Origin of the sequence: Methanohalophilus halophilus (assembly GCF_001889405.1) — an archaeon.
Lineage (GTDB): Archaea > Halobacteriota > Methanosarcinia > Methanosarcinales > Methanosarcinaceae > Methanohalophilus > Methanohalophilus halophilus.
Genome location: NZ_CP017921.1, coordinates 1754484 through 1769807, shown reverse-complemented (window position 1 = coordinate 1769807; position 15324 = coordinate 1754484). Strand labels below are relative to the sequence as shown.

Genomic DNA, 15324 nt, shown 5'->3' with positions numbered 1-15324 from the left:
CAGAAAATGTTGGATTATCTTTTTAAGGAAAAGTGCCTATCTTATTATATCCATAAATCTATCGAATATCAGGGAGTGTCATATGGGAGTAGAAGATGTAATGAAAGAGGTCTCAGAGGAACTTGAGCGCCTTGTAAGCACAAAAACTGTTGTGGGGGAAGCGATGGAAGCAGGTGGAAAGACTATCATACCCATCAGCAAAGTATCTTTTGGCTTTGGTAGCGGCGGTGGTGAAGGTAAGAAAAGTGCAACCGAATCGGGCTTTGGTGGCGGCGGCGGTGCAGGTGCAAAAATAGAGCCTGTTGCATTTCTTGTTATATCTGAAGAAGACGTAAAGTTGTTGCGTGTATCCGGCAAAGGCGATATCGATAAGTTTATTGAAGCAGTTCCGGAAATAATCGGGAAAGTCAAAGGAATGAAAGGTAAGATGAAAGATTCCAATAAACCCGGTGAAACACAAGAACAAAGTCCGACAGAAGAGGAAAATAACTGATATTTTCCTGTCGATAATTAAGAGTTTACAGGTCTATGTGGCCTACAATTCTTTTTTTTGTTTTATTAGTACTGCTGTTAGTAGTACTTGTAATATTTATTGCAGCGTTTGACTTGACATTCAGTTTTAAGATTGATAAAAACGGATATACCGGCGATATAAAAATAAGTTTGCTAAGGCTATCCAGAGTTATCAATATCAAAAATAACCAAAAAAAGGAGGTTACAAAATCCTCTAATGCTGCGGGTAAAGCTGAAATACCTAATAACAAAGCAGCAAAAAAAATTTCATCTGCCATTTCGATACTTCATGATATTAGAATACCTCTTTTAAGGCTGATGAATGATACATTAAAGGTAATCCACTTTCGTAATTTTCACTTTAATCTTAAATGGGGTTTGGATGATCCTGCAACTACGGGTATCACTTGTGGCTTTTTGCATGCAGCACTTTCTGTTATCAAAAACAGATGTTTGCATTGCAATTATAGACTTATACCCCTGTTTGATGAAAAGATGTTTGAAATGGATGTACGGGCAACTTTGCGTTTTCGGCTTTACAGATTTTTCCCGGGAATTATTCGTTTCATTTCAAAGAGAATAGTTCTCAGAAATTTGTGGGTTTTGTTAAGGAATAATTATTGAAAAACTTACTATCGGAATTTCTGGGCAAATAACACAAGGGATATATTTCCAGAAGATGGCGTCTGTATTTGATGAAGATATTGACCATAACAGAAACCTGGTAGAAACAGTGTTTCCTGTTTTGAAAGAAAGATATGGAGAAGAGATAGGAGCAAGAATTACAAAAATAGGTCATGAGAGATCATATTCAAATTATTGGTACGTGACCTTGATAAGCATATCAAGGTCACAATCCTTGCTTAAATGAAGATTTTTTCAAAACCGGAATAACTTTTACTCAATTTAATATCCACCGGTATTTTCACCTTCATCAGTACCCGAACCTGTAGCCACATCACCTACAATAACCGTACCTGTCATTGATGGATGTATTGTACATTCATACTCATAGGTTCCGGCTTCATCAAATGTATAAGTGAAAGTTTCTCCTTGGCCTAGGTTACCAGAATCAAAATTCTGACCTGTTACTGTATGCGTGGCTGAATCTTCATTGGTCCATGTAACAGTATCTCCTACTGATATCTGTATGGTAGCTGGTTTGAACTGGATATCTTCCATAATCACACTGGTTGTTTCTATAGCTTCACCATTTTCTTCTGCTCCGTTATCAGATTGCTGATAATCGGCACATCCTATAGCCAGAAATACAGTCACTAGCACTATTAAAATCATAAATACTTTCTTCATATATACCCCTCCCGTAATATTAATTTAAAAATCAATGTTGATAAGTCTTTTTATTGGTTCTGCAGAAAACCTGTTTTGTACGATTTCAACATTATTAAATCAGTACGTATTTATCGATATTGAATCACAGTAAAATACAGTTGGTACTCAGAGGCAAATTATGAAAAATTTTGAAAAACTTGCGGATTCATGTATTGAGTGTGGTAAATGCTGGGATATATGCCCTGTTACAAAAGTAATGGGTAACCAATCTTTCACCCCACAGGCCAAAATATCTCTGTTGCGACGTATCGAAAGAGGAGATGAGCTTACAGAGGATGAAATAAACAATGTTTACCTTTCCACACGCTGTGGTGCCTGCGATGATGTCTGTCCCGTGGACATTCCAATAACGGATATTATACAGAGGGAAAGGCAACTGCTCGCAGAACAGGGCAGGGAACCGGAGAAAACATCCAAAATCTGTCAGAACATTCTTGTAAATAATGTACCGGGACACATGGACGATGCTCATCGTTTTGACTGGGTAACCAAGGATCTGGAAATCGCTGAAAAATCAGAAATTGCTTATATGGGAGGCTGTTGGGTATCCTTTGCTCAGCCGGAGATTGCACGTTCAACGATACAATTGCTGAATGCTGCAGATATCAGGCCCATGTTACTTGAAGAGGAAAAATGCTGTGGTCTTTTCCTGATTGACAACGGCCATCTGGATGAAGCTGCAGAACATGCACGTAAATATGTGGATTACATCGAATCACAGGGAATAAAAAAACTGGTGGTCTCCTGTCCGGGATGTTACGAGGTTATCGGGAAAGAGTATGCAAAATTAGGCAGAAAACCAGGATTCGAAGTTGTATTTTCTCTTGACCTATTCAGTGAGCTTGTCAGGGAAAGCAAACTGCAGCCACGTAAGACCACGGGTGCGGTTTCTCTGAGGGATGCATGTCCCATGAGAAAAGAAAAGGATGTTCCCAGACAGTTGATTTCAGCTATGGGATATTCCATAGAAGAACTTTTTGAAGGTACGGTTTGTTGTGGTGCACCTGCAGGTGTCAAACCCAATTTCCCGGAAATATCCGGCAAAATAGCAAATCTAACCCTTGAAAACCTACAGGAAGGCAACACACTGGTAAGTTACTGTCCCTTTTGCCAGTATCATCTGGACGGTGTTTCAGGAGAACCAAAACCAGTGATAAAAGACATCTCTACGTTACTTGCAGAACAAATACTTTAAAATCATTCGATCTGCAAAATTTTCAGCATATTGGTCCCTCCCGGCTTACCGGGAGACTGGCCTTCTGTGAAAACTATGAGATCACCAACCGATGCGATCTGGTTTTCTTTCAGCAACTTAGAGGCAGTTTGTTCCCAGCTACCACCTTTATTCGGGGAATATATAGGATAAACCCCGTATGAAAGGGCAAGGGTTTCACATATTTCCTCTCTTCTGCTCAGAGCGAATATCCAGCAATCGGGTTTAAGCCGGGAAATCCTGCGCGGAGTCTGGCCGGAAATGGTGGGTGTTATAGTGTGGTCTACTTTCAAACGCTTGATGGCCTGGTAAACCTGCAGGGCAATAACATCACTAACTGACATGGTAAGTTCATCGATGCCTTTTGTAAGTAATTCAGTTCCCCAGCCGGTTTCATTCCTCCATTTTTCTGTCCTTGAAGCGATTCCAGTCATCATCAACACGGTTTCAATCGGGTATTTTCCGACTGCCGTTTCCCCGGATAGCATCAGGGCATCTGTCCCGTCAAGTATCGCATTTGACACATCCGTGGCCTCTGCCCGTGTTGGACGAATATTTTCTGTCATTGATTCAAGCATATGTGTTGCAGTAATGACAGGTTTGCCCCGCAAATTTGCCTTATGTATAATCTCTTTTTGCAAAACCGGTACTTGCTGGATCGGGGTTTCAACTCCCAGATCCCCCCTTGCAAGCATTATGGCATCGGTATGCTCAAGAATATCATTTATATTTTTTACAGCTTCTTCCCTTTCTATTTTTGCCACGACATAAATAGACTCACCATGCTGCTGGGCAAAATTTCGCAGCTTTTCAATATCAGATGCACTTTCTACAAACGAGAGACTGAATATGTTAATTCCTTCCTCCAGGGCAAACTTCATGAATCTCAGGTCATCATCCGTAACAGCATCCAGAAAGATGCGGGAGCCTGGCAAATTTACTCCTTTGTGGGATGTGAGATAACCCCCGATTTCAACCTTGCATTCCACCCCTTTATCGGTATTTCCCAGACATCTAAGCTGGATAAACCCGTCATTAAGAAATACATTGCTTCCCGGGCTCACACTTTCATAAAGCCGTTTATAATTTACAGGTATAATGTTTATCTCACCCTCTATATCCAGAGGGGTGAGATAAACAGTATCTCCCTTTTCAAGAGTTAATGGCTCATTTTCCAGGTCACCAACCCTTATTCTGGGACCCGGGAGGTCGGCAAGGATGGCCACAGTAACTCCCAATTCAGTTGATAAACTACGAATCCTGTGAATAACTTCCCTGTGTTTTTCCAGATCACCATGAGAAAAATTGATCCTGGCTACATTCATCCCCTTAAGTATCAATTGCCTGAGTACGGGTTCGGGACTGGAAGCCGGGCCAATCGTGCATACAATTTTGGTACGGTGATCTGGTAATTTCATATTTATACCCGTGTGTTTGTGAGGATGTCAACTATTACTCTTCTTCCTTTTTGGATGTGGTGCTCTTGCACCATTCTTTCATCTCGCGGTCAGCTTCTGTTGTTTCCTCTTCATCACCGCTTACAAGTTCACACCAGTCATCGATTGCCTCTTCAGCAGTTTCCCCGGGCTCTTCTTCCTTTTTCTTAATAGGTTTTGGTTCATTTGATGGTGTAGGCATATAATCACTCCCTTTGTACCCTTTCCTTTTGTACAAGTATAGCATCCTCTATATTAAGGCGTGCAGTATACTCATCACTATCTATGATAGTGCTCTTTTTTATTTCTATTCTTTTGGAGTATAAGGGACAGTCAAGAACGAAACTTTCAAATTCTCCTCCTTCCCCGGCAATATTCAGCCCGATTTTACCATTCAGTTTTACCAGTTCCTCAATCTCGTTTTTGGTAATTTCCTTACCCAGCCACTTGTTGCTTAAACCATAAGCTGCGATGCTACTGAATAGGAAATGAAACTTTTCTTCTAGCAATTTGTGCATTTCTTCTTCCTGGTTCATATGCCAGAGAGGTGAATACACATGCATCCCGAGTTCTGAACAGATATTTTCGATTCGCTCTTTCTGGTAAGTTGAATACAGGGCACCGGTTACCACTCCTTCGATCCCATATTCTTTTTTTGCCTTCACGATTGCCTTTTTCAAGTCATCCAGCTCAACTTCCTTTTCCCCTGCGGTTTCCTGTTCCAGAAGGGGGATTCCCATGGCTTGGGATTGCAGGGATGCCATATTGATGTTAGGTGTATGGAACATATAGGAGTCCGGATTTTTGCTTTTTACTGTGATCAGGCACTTGATCGGATAACCTGCATCTTGCATTTTGTACATTGCGAAGTGACAATCTTTTCCCGAACTGAACAGTACTCCAAGTTTGGGCTTGTAGTTTTTTTCCATGTTCTTCAGATAATCCGTTTTATTTTTATAACCAGCTCGTTTTGCCAGTTTTTCGATACCCCTGTCAAACTTGCTCCCATACTGGGCAGCCTTTTTACTCCTGAATGCAAATTCTGCAGCAATTCCAGTCCTTTCAGCCACCTGGCGCAGTATCATCTTATTGCCTTTTTCATTAAGCTTAAGGGCAGCAGGAATTCCCAGGGCATATTCTGCAACATGCCTGTTCAGGAAAGGGGAACGTAAGTCCAGTTCCAGTTCGGATGCAATCAATCCGTCCCTGTAAGTATCTTCCAGATGGATATTTAGTGTATCCTTCAGACATTCATTGTTAAGGTCAGTTGCTCTTTTGTGTCTGTTATAGCCACCGAACATTTCATCTGCCCCGCTACCTGTAAAAAGAACGCTGACCCCATCCTCTTTTGCTGCCCTGGCTGCTATATACGTTGGCAGGGCAACCCCAACCATGGGTACACTTGTAGTTTCTATCAGGGGAACGAGTTTTTTCAGGATTTCTTCTGTCTCTTCAAGAGATACTTCAATAACTTTCAGCGGCAAATCCAGCTCGTTTGCTATTTTTCGTGCATGCTGTACATCGGGTGCTTGTATTTCACTTTCAAGTCCTGCTACATAGCAACAGATATCTTGCTTGCTATATTTTTTACACAACATGCTTACAAGTGTGGAATCCACACCTCCCGAAAACAAAACTCCTGTCCTGGAAGGAGGAAGACACCTGCTGACAGAATCCCCAAGCAGCCGATATAGTTGTTCTATGATTTCATCAGGTTGTTTTGTTGCAGGTTCAACAGATGGTTTCAGTTCATAGTCACTGTATGTATGTAATGTCCCCTCTTCTGTATCATAACTAAGGGTACTTCGCGGGTCAACTTTTTCAATATTATAATAACCAGCCATTGCAAGATATTTCTTTTCGGATGCAACAGCAAAGCCATCTTCTGTAGAATACCATAGAGATTTCACTCCTAACAAATCAGTTGCACAGGTAATCCACCGCTTGCTTCTTGATATAAAAGCACAACCACCAATTAAGTCTCTCTTAAAATCTTCCAGATACAGTCCTGGATCTTGCAGATTCCCAAATTCATCTGTCAGGAGAGTGTCCATCTTCTCTGCAAGAGCATGTGATTTGATTTCACATAAACCACTATCTACAATTGTTGTGGCTGTTTTTTTATTTCCATTTGTATTGGATTTTCCTTTTATTTCCATTAATAAATGATTTGAAATGGGCATTATAATTTGAGTTTGTCTTTTCCCGATTTTATCAATGATGTTATTTTTTGTTGCAATACTCATATGGGGGTTGAATATTGAAATTAGCTTTTGCATCATGTGAATTAATACCTGTCCACTTATTATTTCTTGTCCCTGTAAATGGTAAGCATTGTCGTTATTTGCCGTGGATTTAGTTTTGCATTTTGCTATAGGCTTAAACCGTTTCTTCTCCAATTATTTATATACTTCTTCTAACAAATGAAATCTTCAGAGACAGAGACAAAAGACAATAATAGCAATCAGATATGTTTGCAGAGCTTTGGTACTCTAAATGTGATACCTATGTGGGAGTGTTAAAAAATGAAATATATTATTTTTACTGATCTTGATGGTACGTTAATTGATCATGATACTTATTCATATGAAGCTGCCCTTGATGCAATAAAATTGCTTGACAAAAAGGACATCCCCCTGATTTTCTGTACCAGTAAGACCCGCGCTGAAATAGAGATTTATGTTAAGGAACTAAATATTCGTCATCCTTTTATTTCAGAAAATGGTGGGGCTATCTTCATCCCCCGGGGCTATTTCAATGTAGACTTTGAGTATACAAGCGAAAATGAGGATTATGAAATAATTGAACTTGGAACCCGCTATGAAGAGCTCCGCAGGGTACTTTCGATTATTCGGGATCGTACCGCTCTCCCAATTACTGGTTTTGGTGACCTGGATGCTGAAGAGGTAAGTAAGGATACGGGTCTTGACATTGAATCCTCAACACTTGCCAAAAGCAGGGAATATGATGAAGCATTTAAAATGGAAGATGATGCAAGGACAGAACTGCTCAAAGAGCACATTCTTGCCCAGGGGTTGAATTTCACCAGGGGTGGAAGATACTGGCATTTGATGGGAGATAATGATAAAGGAATGGCAGTTTCGATATTGAGTGAATTATACAGGAAAATTCATCCCTCTGTTGTAAGTGTGGGTTTGGGAGATAGTCAGAACGACCTGCCCATGTTACAGACGGTTGATGTGGCTTACCTTGTCCAGAAACCAGATGGTAAGCATGATCCTTCCATAGAGGATGATGATATAATCAGGGTTGAAGGGATAGGGCCTGAGGGATGGAACCGTGCAATTCTTAAATTAATCGGATCTAATGAGAACAGAGATACAGTTTGATCTTAAAATAAGGGGGAATTATTGTGATACGACTTGAAAATATGCTTCCCAAGGCTTTTCTTGTGGGCATTATAGAAATGGTGGATATGGTAGGGCCGGAAAAGACTTACCACTGGATTGAATCTATTGGTAATAGGCTTGCTGAGATTGAAGGTCCCGGATTTGAGGGTGCAAGGGATGACAATATAAACTATTTGCCTGTATGCCCATTTGGCAATGATCTTGTCGAGTTTATAGAAATATATGGGGAAAGACCAGAAGAATACCAGCAACTAATTGATTTTGTCAAGAATCAGAAGCACCAATCTGAAGAAGGCTGGGACTATCCGGCACTTTCCAGTGCCGTGGGTATATTGCATCATAGTTATAGTAAAAAACGTGCTGAGCTGGCAGGCGCCAAACTCCTTAATCTGGGTAGTAAATCACCTGTAAGTAAAGTAAAAGAATATAATGAGCAGGCTATTGCAAGGTCCGGCATCTCAAAGGATGAAGTTTCCAGCTATCTTGATAAATCGTTTTCCGTATTTAAAATCGAATATCCTGAAGAGGAGTGATCCTATTGAATTATCTGGAAGCCCACAGGCTTTATGAAAACAGTGTCAACATTCTTAGTAAAAATCAGCATGAAAAGGGTGGATTTTATGCAAGTCCTCCCGGCACAAGATATCCTTTTATTTATCCCAGGGATCATTCGATGGATATCCTTGGTGCAATAGATGCTGACCTGATGGATCAGGCTCGCAAAGGGCTCGAATTTATGTTGAATGCCCAAAAGCCCCTGGGTGAATTTTCCCAGCGGTATGATATAGACGGCAATGATGCAAGTTACAAGGATTTGCAGATAGACGGAAACGGTCTTATCCTTTATGCGCTTGGGAAGTATTTCGAGGCCACAGGTGGCTCATTTTTTGATAAGATGGCTGATAAGAAGTTCATCGAAGAATACTGGCCTGTTGTCGAAAAGGCAGTCGATTTTATCCTGATGAATAAAAATGAAGAAGTTGATCTTATCCATACAGTGAACAGTATTCATGAATATCCTGCTTATGAGCATGGTTTTGAGATTTATGCCAACTGTGCATGCTGTGCGGGTGTACTGGAAGCTGTGAAGATGGGGGAAGCTTTGGGTAAGGACGTCTCAAAGTGGAAGGAAGAAGGAGGAAAGGTCAGGAATGCCATCATGACACGTCTCTACAGTCCACGCAGGCGTTCCTTTATAAAATGTATCCGTGTGAAGGATAAGAGCAGTAATCCAATAGGGTATGATGCATTTGCCTCCAGTGTTATTGATGTGGATGCTGTGGAATATGCACCTGCTTACTTTGGTCTCCTTCCGGACTCGGATGTTAAGATAAAGTCTACTGTAAAAAGAATCCACGATAATTTATGGGATAAGGAAATTGGCGGCCTCAACCGTTACCCTGAACACTGGGATCGGAATAATGGTGGCTATGGTCCATGGTGCCATTTTACCTGTGAACTTGCAAACCATTTCATAAATATTGATAAAAAAGAAATGGCGGAAATGTACCTGGGATGGGTGGTTGATATGGCTCATGAGTACCAGTTACCTGAACATATATCAACCATAGAACGGTTTGAGATGTGGCTGGAGGATTATACCAATGCCAAAATTCTCAGGGACAGCAAGATGAAGATGATAGAACATGTCCGTGCTCACCCCAAGTGGAAGGATGGACTTGCGTATGTCACTATTCCTTTGATCTGGCCCCATGCCGAATATATCCGGGCCTATAAAAATTACATGAATAAGTACGGTTGATCTTTTTATTTTTAGCAATTTGCTGCGAAGCCGCAATTTATCGGCCCGCAGCAATTGCACGCACAGGAAGGCCTTTTCAATTCTATGATCTCATTTTTTCGGGAAAAATTCAATAGCCTGGGCAAGTTCCCTGTGATTTTTGGCATAATCCTTGATATCAATTCCCTGCAGATAGGCATCACATGCCTGTACCAGTGCCTTTGCTCCTGATCTGGTTCCTTCCGGATGGGCATGTACTCCTGATCCCATGGTCGTGATGAAATCAACGTTACCCATTACATCGATGAAGGGCTTCAGCCTGACGGGGTTCAGTCCTCCGGAAACAATGGGACAACATTTTTTCATACCTCTCCAGCTGTCTTTTTCCAGGATGACATGATGGGCTATGTCTTCATTCGCAAGTTCTATGGCATCCTTATCCGTTTCCATGATCTTGGCCCAGCTCTGGTCGAAGAAATGACCGTGTGAACTCAGGTACTGTATACCGTGGGCTGCAACAACGTCTTCCTCAGGAGTTCCTTTCATTTTTCCAACTCCTGCGGTACCCGTGTGGATTCCGGAAGCACCTGCCAGACGTGCGAATTTAGACAGGACCAGCACGGAAAAACCAATAGGATTTTCCGGGCGTGTGAAAGCACCGTGGGCAGCCCTGTGGAAATGCAGGAAAACATCGGGATACCTCCTCCTGATGGTCTGGATAGCCATCCAACCGGCGGTAATGCCGTCGATGAGGAAAGCGTAACTTCCGGGCTCAAATCCTGCATTCCTGACCATTTCGCAGCGCTGGATCATGGTGTCAAAGTCCGGTGCCGAGACGTTGAATGAATGCACCTTTTTCTTCCCGGTTTCCTTTACGGCCTTGTCCATGGCTTCTTTAACGTGCTTTACCATCTTGTCGTAGGGACAGAAGTCCTGATTGGCCTGTGGTTCGTCATTCTTGACAAAATCCCCGCCGCCTGCCCAGAAGTCATAACAGACTTCGGCATATTCGGCAGAAGTCAACCCCATCTTGGGTTTGACGATGGTACCGAGAATAGGCCTGTCGTAAACTCCGAGATAACTGCGCATGTCATCGACTGTGAAACCGGGCCCGTCATATTGTTCAAGCATTGAGGGAGGAAACCAGACATCCAGCAGTTTGAGGGCTGATATCTCTTTCATTCCCAGGACGTTTCCCACGATGTAGGTCAGGATGTTCTGTACATTGCCTCCCCTGTCAAAAAGTCTCCAGGGGTAGGCTATCCACACAAGTTCCCTTTCCAGGTCCATCTGGTAGACCAGGGCATTCATTACCTTTGAAAACTTAGTCTCGGTATTTACCCTGAAATTCGTACCCGTTGATGATTCCGCTGCGATTTCAGCAGCTGCCTGTAACATATTCATTTCCCCGCCGGGCACGAGTCTGAAAACCGTAAGCAGGTATTCACCGTTGGTAGGGTCGGGCAATTCGAGGTTCACATAACCTTGTTGTTTGGGATTTAATGACTGGACTAAATCTTCAATAGTTGAGCTCATGATAAGAATAACAGTTTGTAATGTATTTTAGTTTTTGGAAGGAAACAAAATGCAGTCTTCATTAACCCCAAAAACGTTTCGTTTTTGCATAGTTGCGTTCAGCTTCCATAATGTCCCTGTAGAAACCTTCCTCATCCACCTGCATCTTCTGGATAATACGGGTGGCGGTTTCAGGACCAACCCCACGACTTGCCAGAGCCACAACTGCTGTCCTTCCCTGGGTCATCACAATATTTGCATTGCGAAATACTTTCTGGATGCGCTTTTGATCCTCTTTTGAATCGATTCTATCTTTTTTCTTAACCAGTTTTATCTCTTCTTCTTCCCAGGGTTTCAGGGCAGCTATCATCCTGGACTCACAGATCGGACATACAATGTCCTCAGGCACATTTTTCACTTTTCGGCGGGATACCCATTTAGTACAGTGTACACAAAACAGGATTGTCCTGTCATTTTCAATACGGTTTTTCAGTGCCGTTATTATCGAACCTTCAGCTCTTTCCGGTGCGATCAGATCCTTTTTCGCATCGAATCCCGCTCCTCCCAGAGGCGATGGAGAACCTGTTGCGATATTGATTTCTCCCTGCTGCACCTTTTCCAGTATTTCCTTTGTGCGGCTTACATCCAGCATATTGTGGAAAATCTCTCTTAATACCTCATCGTACATAGCCGAGTTTTCATAAATGTCGATAAGTTTTTTCATGCTGATCTTATCGTAGTCCACTTCTTTGCTGATGGCACCGAATTTGCGGGCTACCTGCACCATCTTCCATTTCAAAAGGGAGGTATTTTTCAGTGTCATCTCCAGGATAGGCTCCACATGTTCGGGAAGTGTATCGGCTATCATGGAGCGTATCTGTTCGGCACGGAAACTTACCGGCAGGGCGAGTTTAATGCGATAGGGATCAGTTTCCTGTCCCACACTGCTGCCAAAACGGGCAGCAAGCAGGGCTGTCAGCACCTTGCCCAGGGTCTCGTTGGTATTGTGTCCGAAACAGGCATTGATAACCATTCCATCCTCTTGTTTCTCGATAATGACCTGTCGGTCATGTGGCATTGGGCATTCCTGATCCACATGTTTTTTGATTAGCCGGAAAAAACCATCTGCTGAATATTTGTCCACAGGATAGCTTTCCATCAATGTATTGATGATTTTTTCATCTTCTGCACCTGTTGCAATAAGGTCTGCGGTTTCCCGGCGCAGTTTCCCTACTTCCTGTGCCACCTCGAAAGGAACGGGTATTTCCTCCCCGACCCAGCTGGGGATCTCTCCCATACTTCTCACCGGTTCAACCTTTATGCGCCCTTTTTCAGGATCGAGTTCCAGTACTCTCCACACCTCTCCCCGGGTTATGAAGATCGCTCCGGGATTGGCAAAGTTTACCACAAAGGCCTCATCCAGTGTCCCGACCGCCTTGCCCGTGACTATATCATAAACCTCGAACTTTCTCTCATCCGGGATCATGGAAAGGTTCTGGTAGTAATACTGCCAGCTCCGTTTGCGCCGGCTGATGATACTGGAACCTTTATCCCGCCACACAAGCCGGTTGTATGTAACCTGCTCCACGATTTTTTCCAGTGCCTGCAGGCTTAGATCTTTGAAAGGGTAGGTTCGCCTGAGGATGGAAAGTATCCGGGCAATCTCTATATCCCCGAAATCCAGCACGATACCTGAAAGCTGGTTGGCTATTACATCCAGTGCTCCGCTCTGGGGAGAAATATCCTCCACCCGGCCTTCCCGGGCGGCTCCAACGATGGCCATACTTTCGGCGATATCATCAAATTCCAGTGCGATGATCGTTCCTTCCGAAATTTCATGAATACGATGTCCGGCCCTTCCAACCCTTTGCAACAGTCGGGCAACCTGTCTGGGGGAGCCATACTGGATCACATGATCCACACTGCCGATATCGATTCCCAATTCCATTGAAGATGTACAGATAAGGCCTCGCAAATCCCCGTTCTTGAAGTTCTCTTCTGCTTCCAGGCGGGTTTCATAGGACAGGGAGCCGTGGTGTACCCCGATGGGCAGGTCCAGCATCCTGAAACCTGATGCAAGTACTTCGGCACTCTGGCGTGTGTTGACAAAAATCAGGGTGGATTTTTTCTGCATTACAATATCCTGAATGCAACGCAGGTGTGTGGCCAGTTCCGCAGAACATCCTATTTTGCGTGCGGTTTTGAGATCTTCATCCTCCATGTGAGGGGTGACCACGTTGAACTTGAGCAGGCTGAGCATCTCCACTTTTACTATCTGCATGCACCTTTTTGCTCCTGCAAGGAAAGCTGCCACAACATCGGGATTGCCAACTGTTGCGGAAAGACCAATTCTCTGGAACTCTCCCGACAGTTCCACCAGCCTTTCCAGTCCGATGGCCAGCTGTGCTCCTCTTTTGGATTCGGCAAGTTCATGAATTTCATCCACCACGATAAAACTCACATATTCCAGGTTTTTGCGCAGTCTTTTACCTGTAAACATTGCCTGCAGTGTTTCAGGAGTGGTAATCAATAAGTCCGGAGGGTTTTTTGATTGCTTCTGGCGCTCATACTGACTGGTATCGCCGTGTCGCACCATGACCTTAATATCGAGTTCCTTTCCCCACCATTGTATGCGGTGCAGCATATCCCGGTTCAGAGCCCTAAGAGGTGTTATGTAGAGAGCAGAAATGCCTTTCCTTTCCTCTGGTTTTTTGGAAAGGATATGATCAAAAAGAGGAAGAATGGCAGACTCGGTCTTTCCCGAACCTGTTGGTGCAATAAGCAGGACATTCTCGCCTTCAAGGATTGACGGAATGGACTGTTGCTGGGGTTGAGTGGGGGTATGGAATTGCTGTTTTGCAAGGGCCTTTCTGATATTAGGATGTAACTGGTCAAATACTGTATCCTTCACCGGCTCGCCCTCCTTTTGCCTTTACGTTTTTTCGTAATACTGAGTTTTTTTATATCCTTCAGTTTGCCCATGTACATTCCATCAAGCAGGTAGATATCCGCATTTGCTGTATCAATAGAACCCGATGAGAATGCAGGTCCAAGCAGATCTTCAAGAATCGCTTCGTTAAATGCTACTCCCCCACAGAGTTCATTGAAAGCGGGAATAACTACAACATCAAGATGTGTGTCACTTTCCGGTATTTCAACACCGATTTTTTCAAGATGGTTTTTTAGTTTTTCATGATTCAATTTAGTTTTCACCCAGACCTGCTCGGATGTAGAATACCCCAGGATGTCGGTAATTCGCAGGGTAGGATGATTGTGAGCTACAATTAAATGCTCTGCTGTGATGAGTTTTGGGTCGGGCCAGGTATGGCCGTGGAAATATCCAACCCCCTCAATTATGTCACCTCTGGAGGGGTGGAGGTGAATACGTTTGTTTTTTGGCAGCAGGAATTCAATTCCACCGTCATGATTTCCCGGGAAAATATCGATTTCTGCGTGGAGGGCGAGTTTTTCGAGAAACATGGGTATCTCATCTCGCTCCTGCCATGAAATTTGTGGTACATTGTGTTTTATATCACCCAGCAGTACTATCCTGTCGGGTTTGGTCTGTTCGATATAACCTTCTATCTTTTTAAGTCGTCTTTCAAGACCGCTGGGAACCAGGAAACCACTGTTGTAGAGATCCCATTCGATACCTATATGGATGTCCGAGAGTACAAGGGTGCGGGACTGGCCCTTTACCAGCAGTGCAGGTTCATCTACAAGCGGCTCGATCTCAATTGTCATTTCTTTCTTTTCCCGGACGCTGGTTTTTTTCAAGTTCATCAAGCCTGTCCGATAGGTCCTGCAATTTACTGTCAATGCCTTTGAGGTCTTCATGTACTTCTATCAGACGGTTGTACATCGGGCTGCGTGCATCCTTTACTGCCTGCTGTTGGGAGAATTTCTGCTTACTGGGAATTATATACACATAGGCAAACCACATACCGGTAAAAGCTACGAGGAACAGGGCTATTACAAAGAATAAATAGTGAGGAAACAGGGTGCGTATGAAAGAATCGCCTTCGCTGTAATATTGCAATCTGGTGATCATCAGGAAGTTCATCAAGGAAAAAAGGAACATTGTTTCTCCTATAAGTACAAGCAACCCGCCTAATTTCGTGGACATGCTTTTTTGTTGTGGTAATATTTTATCGAACATAATCCATTTCTCCCTTACTACTA

Annotated in this window: 14 protein-coding genes; 6 read left to right on the top strand and 8 right to left on the bottom strand. The window is 43.2% G+C overall.

The window, feature by feature from the left end; genetic code table 11:
• The first annotated feature begins 82 nt into the window (after positions 1 to 82).
• Both BHR79_RS09080 and BHR79_RS09075 read left to right on the top strand, forming a co-directional pair.
• On the top strand, positions 83 to 493 hold the full coding sequence (locus BHR79_RS09080) for a GerW family sporulation protein (RefSeq protein WP_072562023.1): 411 nt from the start codon (positions 83 to 85) through the stop codon (positions 491 to 493).
• 35 nt (positions 494 to 528) lie between these two features.
• Positions 529 to 1137: a DUF2953 domain-containing protein gene (locus BHR79_RS09075; RefSeq protein WP_072562022.1), complete on the top strand. Its 609-nt coding sequence runs from the start codon at positions 529 to 531 to the stop codon at positions 1135 to 1137.
• Between the two features lie 282 nt (positions 1138 to 1419).
• Here BHR79_RS09075 and BHR79_RS09070 read toward each other — a convergent pair whose 3' ends face one another.
• A complete protein-coding gene (locus tag BHR79_RS09070) occupies positions 1420 to 1824 on the bottom strand; it encodes a cupredoxin domain-containing protein (RefSeq protein ID WP_072562021.1) in 405 nt (134 codons plus the stop codon).
• 160 nt (positions 1825 to 1984) lie between these two features.
• Here BHR79_RS09070 and BHR79_RS09065 point away from each other — a divergent pair, with 160 nt between their 5' ends.
• On the top strand, positions 1985 to 3061 hold the full coding sequence (locus BHR79_RS09065) for a (Fe-S)-binding protein (protein ID WP_072562020.1): 1077 nt from the start codon (positions 1985 to 1987) through the stop codon (positions 3059 to 3061).
• 2 nt (positions 3062 to 3063) lie between these two features.
• Here BHR79_RS09065 and pyk read toward each other — a convergent pair whose 3' ends face one another.
• From pyk to BHR79_RS10430, 3 genes are read right to left on the bottom strand one after another with little or no spacing between them, the layout of a single operon-like run.
• Entirely contained in the window at positions 3064 to 4497 is a 1434-nt protein-coding gene (pyk, locus tag BHR79_RS09060) for a pyruvate kinase (RefSeq protein WP_072562019.1), read from the bottom strand.
• Between the two features lie 34 nt (positions 4498 to 4531).
• Positions 4532 to 4717 carry a hypothetical protein gene (locus BHR79_RS09055; RefSeq protein ID WP_123130983.1) on the bottom strand — a complete coding sequence of 62 codons (186 nt, stop codon included), beginning with the start codon at positions 4715 to 4717 and terminating at the stop codon, positions 4532 to 4534.
• A gap of 4 nt (positions 4718 to 4721) precedes the next feature.
• Complete coding sequence (locus tag BHR79_RS10430) at positions 4722 to 6674, bottom strand: diphthine--ammonia ligase (RefSeq protein ID WP_159429229.1); 1953 nt, start codon at positions 6672 to 6674, stop codon at positions 4722 to 4724.
• 366 nt (positions 6675 to 7040) lie between these two features.
• On the opposite strand from BHR79_RS10430, the gene mpgP reads away from it, so the two are divergent.
• The 3 genes from mpgP to BHR79_RS09030 are packed head-to-tail and all read left to right on the top strand — an operon-like array spanning position 7041 to position 9648.
• A complete protein-coding gene (gene mpgP / locus BHR79_RS09040) occupies positions 7041 to 7865 on the top strand; it encodes a mannosyl-3-phosphoglycerate phosphatase (protein WP_072562017.1) in 825 nt (274 codons plus the stop codon).
• Between the two features lie 23 nt (positions 7866 to 7888).
• Entirely contained in the window at positions 7889 to 8419 is a 531-nt protein-coding gene (locus BHR79_RS09035; RefSeq protein WP_072562016.1) for a hypothetical protein, read from the top strand.
• 5 nt (positions 8420 to 8424) lie between these two features.
• Positions 8425 to 9648 (top strand): glycoside hydrolase family 15 protein, encoded by a 1224-nt coding sequence (locus BHR79_RS09030; protein ID WP_072562015.1) that lies wholly within the window; start codon positions 8425 to 8427, stop codon positions 9646 to 9648.
• Between the two features lie 90 nt (positions 9649 to 9738).
• Here the strand turns inward: BHR79_RS09030 and BHR79_RS09025 are convergent, their stop codons facing one another.
• The 4 genes from BHR79_RS09025 to BHR79_RS09010 all read right to left on the bottom strand — a co-directional run bounded on the left by BHR79_RS09025 (position 9739) and on the right by BHR79_RS09010 (position 15301).
• A complete protein-coding gene (locus tag BHR79_RS09025) occupies positions 9739 to 11163 on the bottom strand; it encodes a ribulose-bisphosphate carboxylase (protein ID WP_072562014.1) in 1425 nt (474 codons plus the stop codon).
• Between the two features lie 61 nt (positions 11164 to 11224).
• On the bottom strand, positions 11225 to 14053 hold the full coding sequence (locus BHR79_RS09020) for a DEAD/DEAH box helicase (RefSeq protein ID WP_072562013.1): 2829 nt from the start codon (positions 14051 to 14053) through the stop codon (positions 11225 to 11227).
• Complete coding sequence (locus BHR79_RS09015) at positions 14050 to 14886, bottom strand: metallophosphoesterase (protein ID WP_072562012.1); 837 nt, start codon at positions 14884 to 14886, stop codon at positions 14050 to 14052. The genes BHR79_RS09020 and BHR79_RS09015 overlap by 4 nt, the downstream gene beginning before the upstream one ends.
• Positions 14876 to 15301: a hypothetical protein gene (locus tag BHR79_RS09010; protein ID WP_072562011.1), complete on the bottom strand. Its 426-nt coding sequence runs from the start codon at positions 15299 to 15301 to the stop codon at positions 14876 to 14878. The genes BHR79_RS09015 and BHR79_RS09010 overlap by 11 nt, the downstream gene beginning before the upstream one ends.
• Positions 15302 to 15324: the final 23 nt, after the last annotated feature.

What these genes read in the sequence shown, in the direction of transcription:
- BHR79_RS09025 (WP_072562014.1), bottom strand. Translation starts at nt 11,163, where the DNA reads ATGAGCTCAACTATTGAAGATTTAGTCCAGTCATTAAATCCCAAACAA.
- BHR79_RS09080 (WP_072562023.1), top strand. Translation starts at nt 83, where the DNA reads ATGGGAGTAGAAGATGTAATGAAAGAGGTCTCAGAGGAACTTGAGCGC.
- BHR79_RS09015 (WP_072562012.1), bottom strand. Translation starts at nt 14,886, where the DNA reads ATGACAATTGAGATCGAGCCGCTTGTAGATGAACCTGCACTGCTGGTA.
- BHR79_RS09070 (WP_072562021.1), bottom strand. Translation starts at nt 1,824, where the DNA reads ATGAAGAAAGTATTTATGATTTTAATAGTGCTAGTGACTGTATTTCTG.
- BHR79_RS10430 (WP_159429229.1), bottom strand. Translation starts at nt 6,674, where the DNA reads ATGGAAATAAAAGGAAAATCCAATACAAATGGAAATAAAAAAACAGCC.
- BHR79_RS09075 (WP_072562022.1), top strand. Translation starts at nt 529, where the DNA reads ATGTGGCCTACAATTCTTTTTTTTGTTTTATTAGTACTGCTGTTAGTA.
- BHR79_RS09065 (WP_072562020.1), top strand. Translation starts at nt 1,985, where the DNA reads ATGAAAAATTTTGAAAAACTTGCGGATTCATGTATTGAGTGTGGTAAA.
- pyk (WP_072562019.1), bottom strand. Translation starts at nt 4,497, where the DNA reads ATGAAATTACCAGATCACCGTACCAAAATTGTATGCACGATTGGCCCG.
- mpgP (WP_072562017.1), top strand. Translation starts at nt 7,041, where the DNA reads ATGAAATATATTATTTTTACTGATCTTGATGGTACGTTAATTGATCAT.
- BHR79_RS09010 (WP_072562011.1), bottom strand. Translation starts at nt 15,301, where the DNA reads ATGTTCGATAAAATATTACCACAACAAAAAAGCATGTCCACGAAATTA.
- BHR79_RS09055 (WP_123130983.1), bottom strand. Translation starts at nt 4,717, where the DNA reads ATGCCTACACCATCAAATGAACCAAAACCTATTAAGAAAAAGGAAGAA.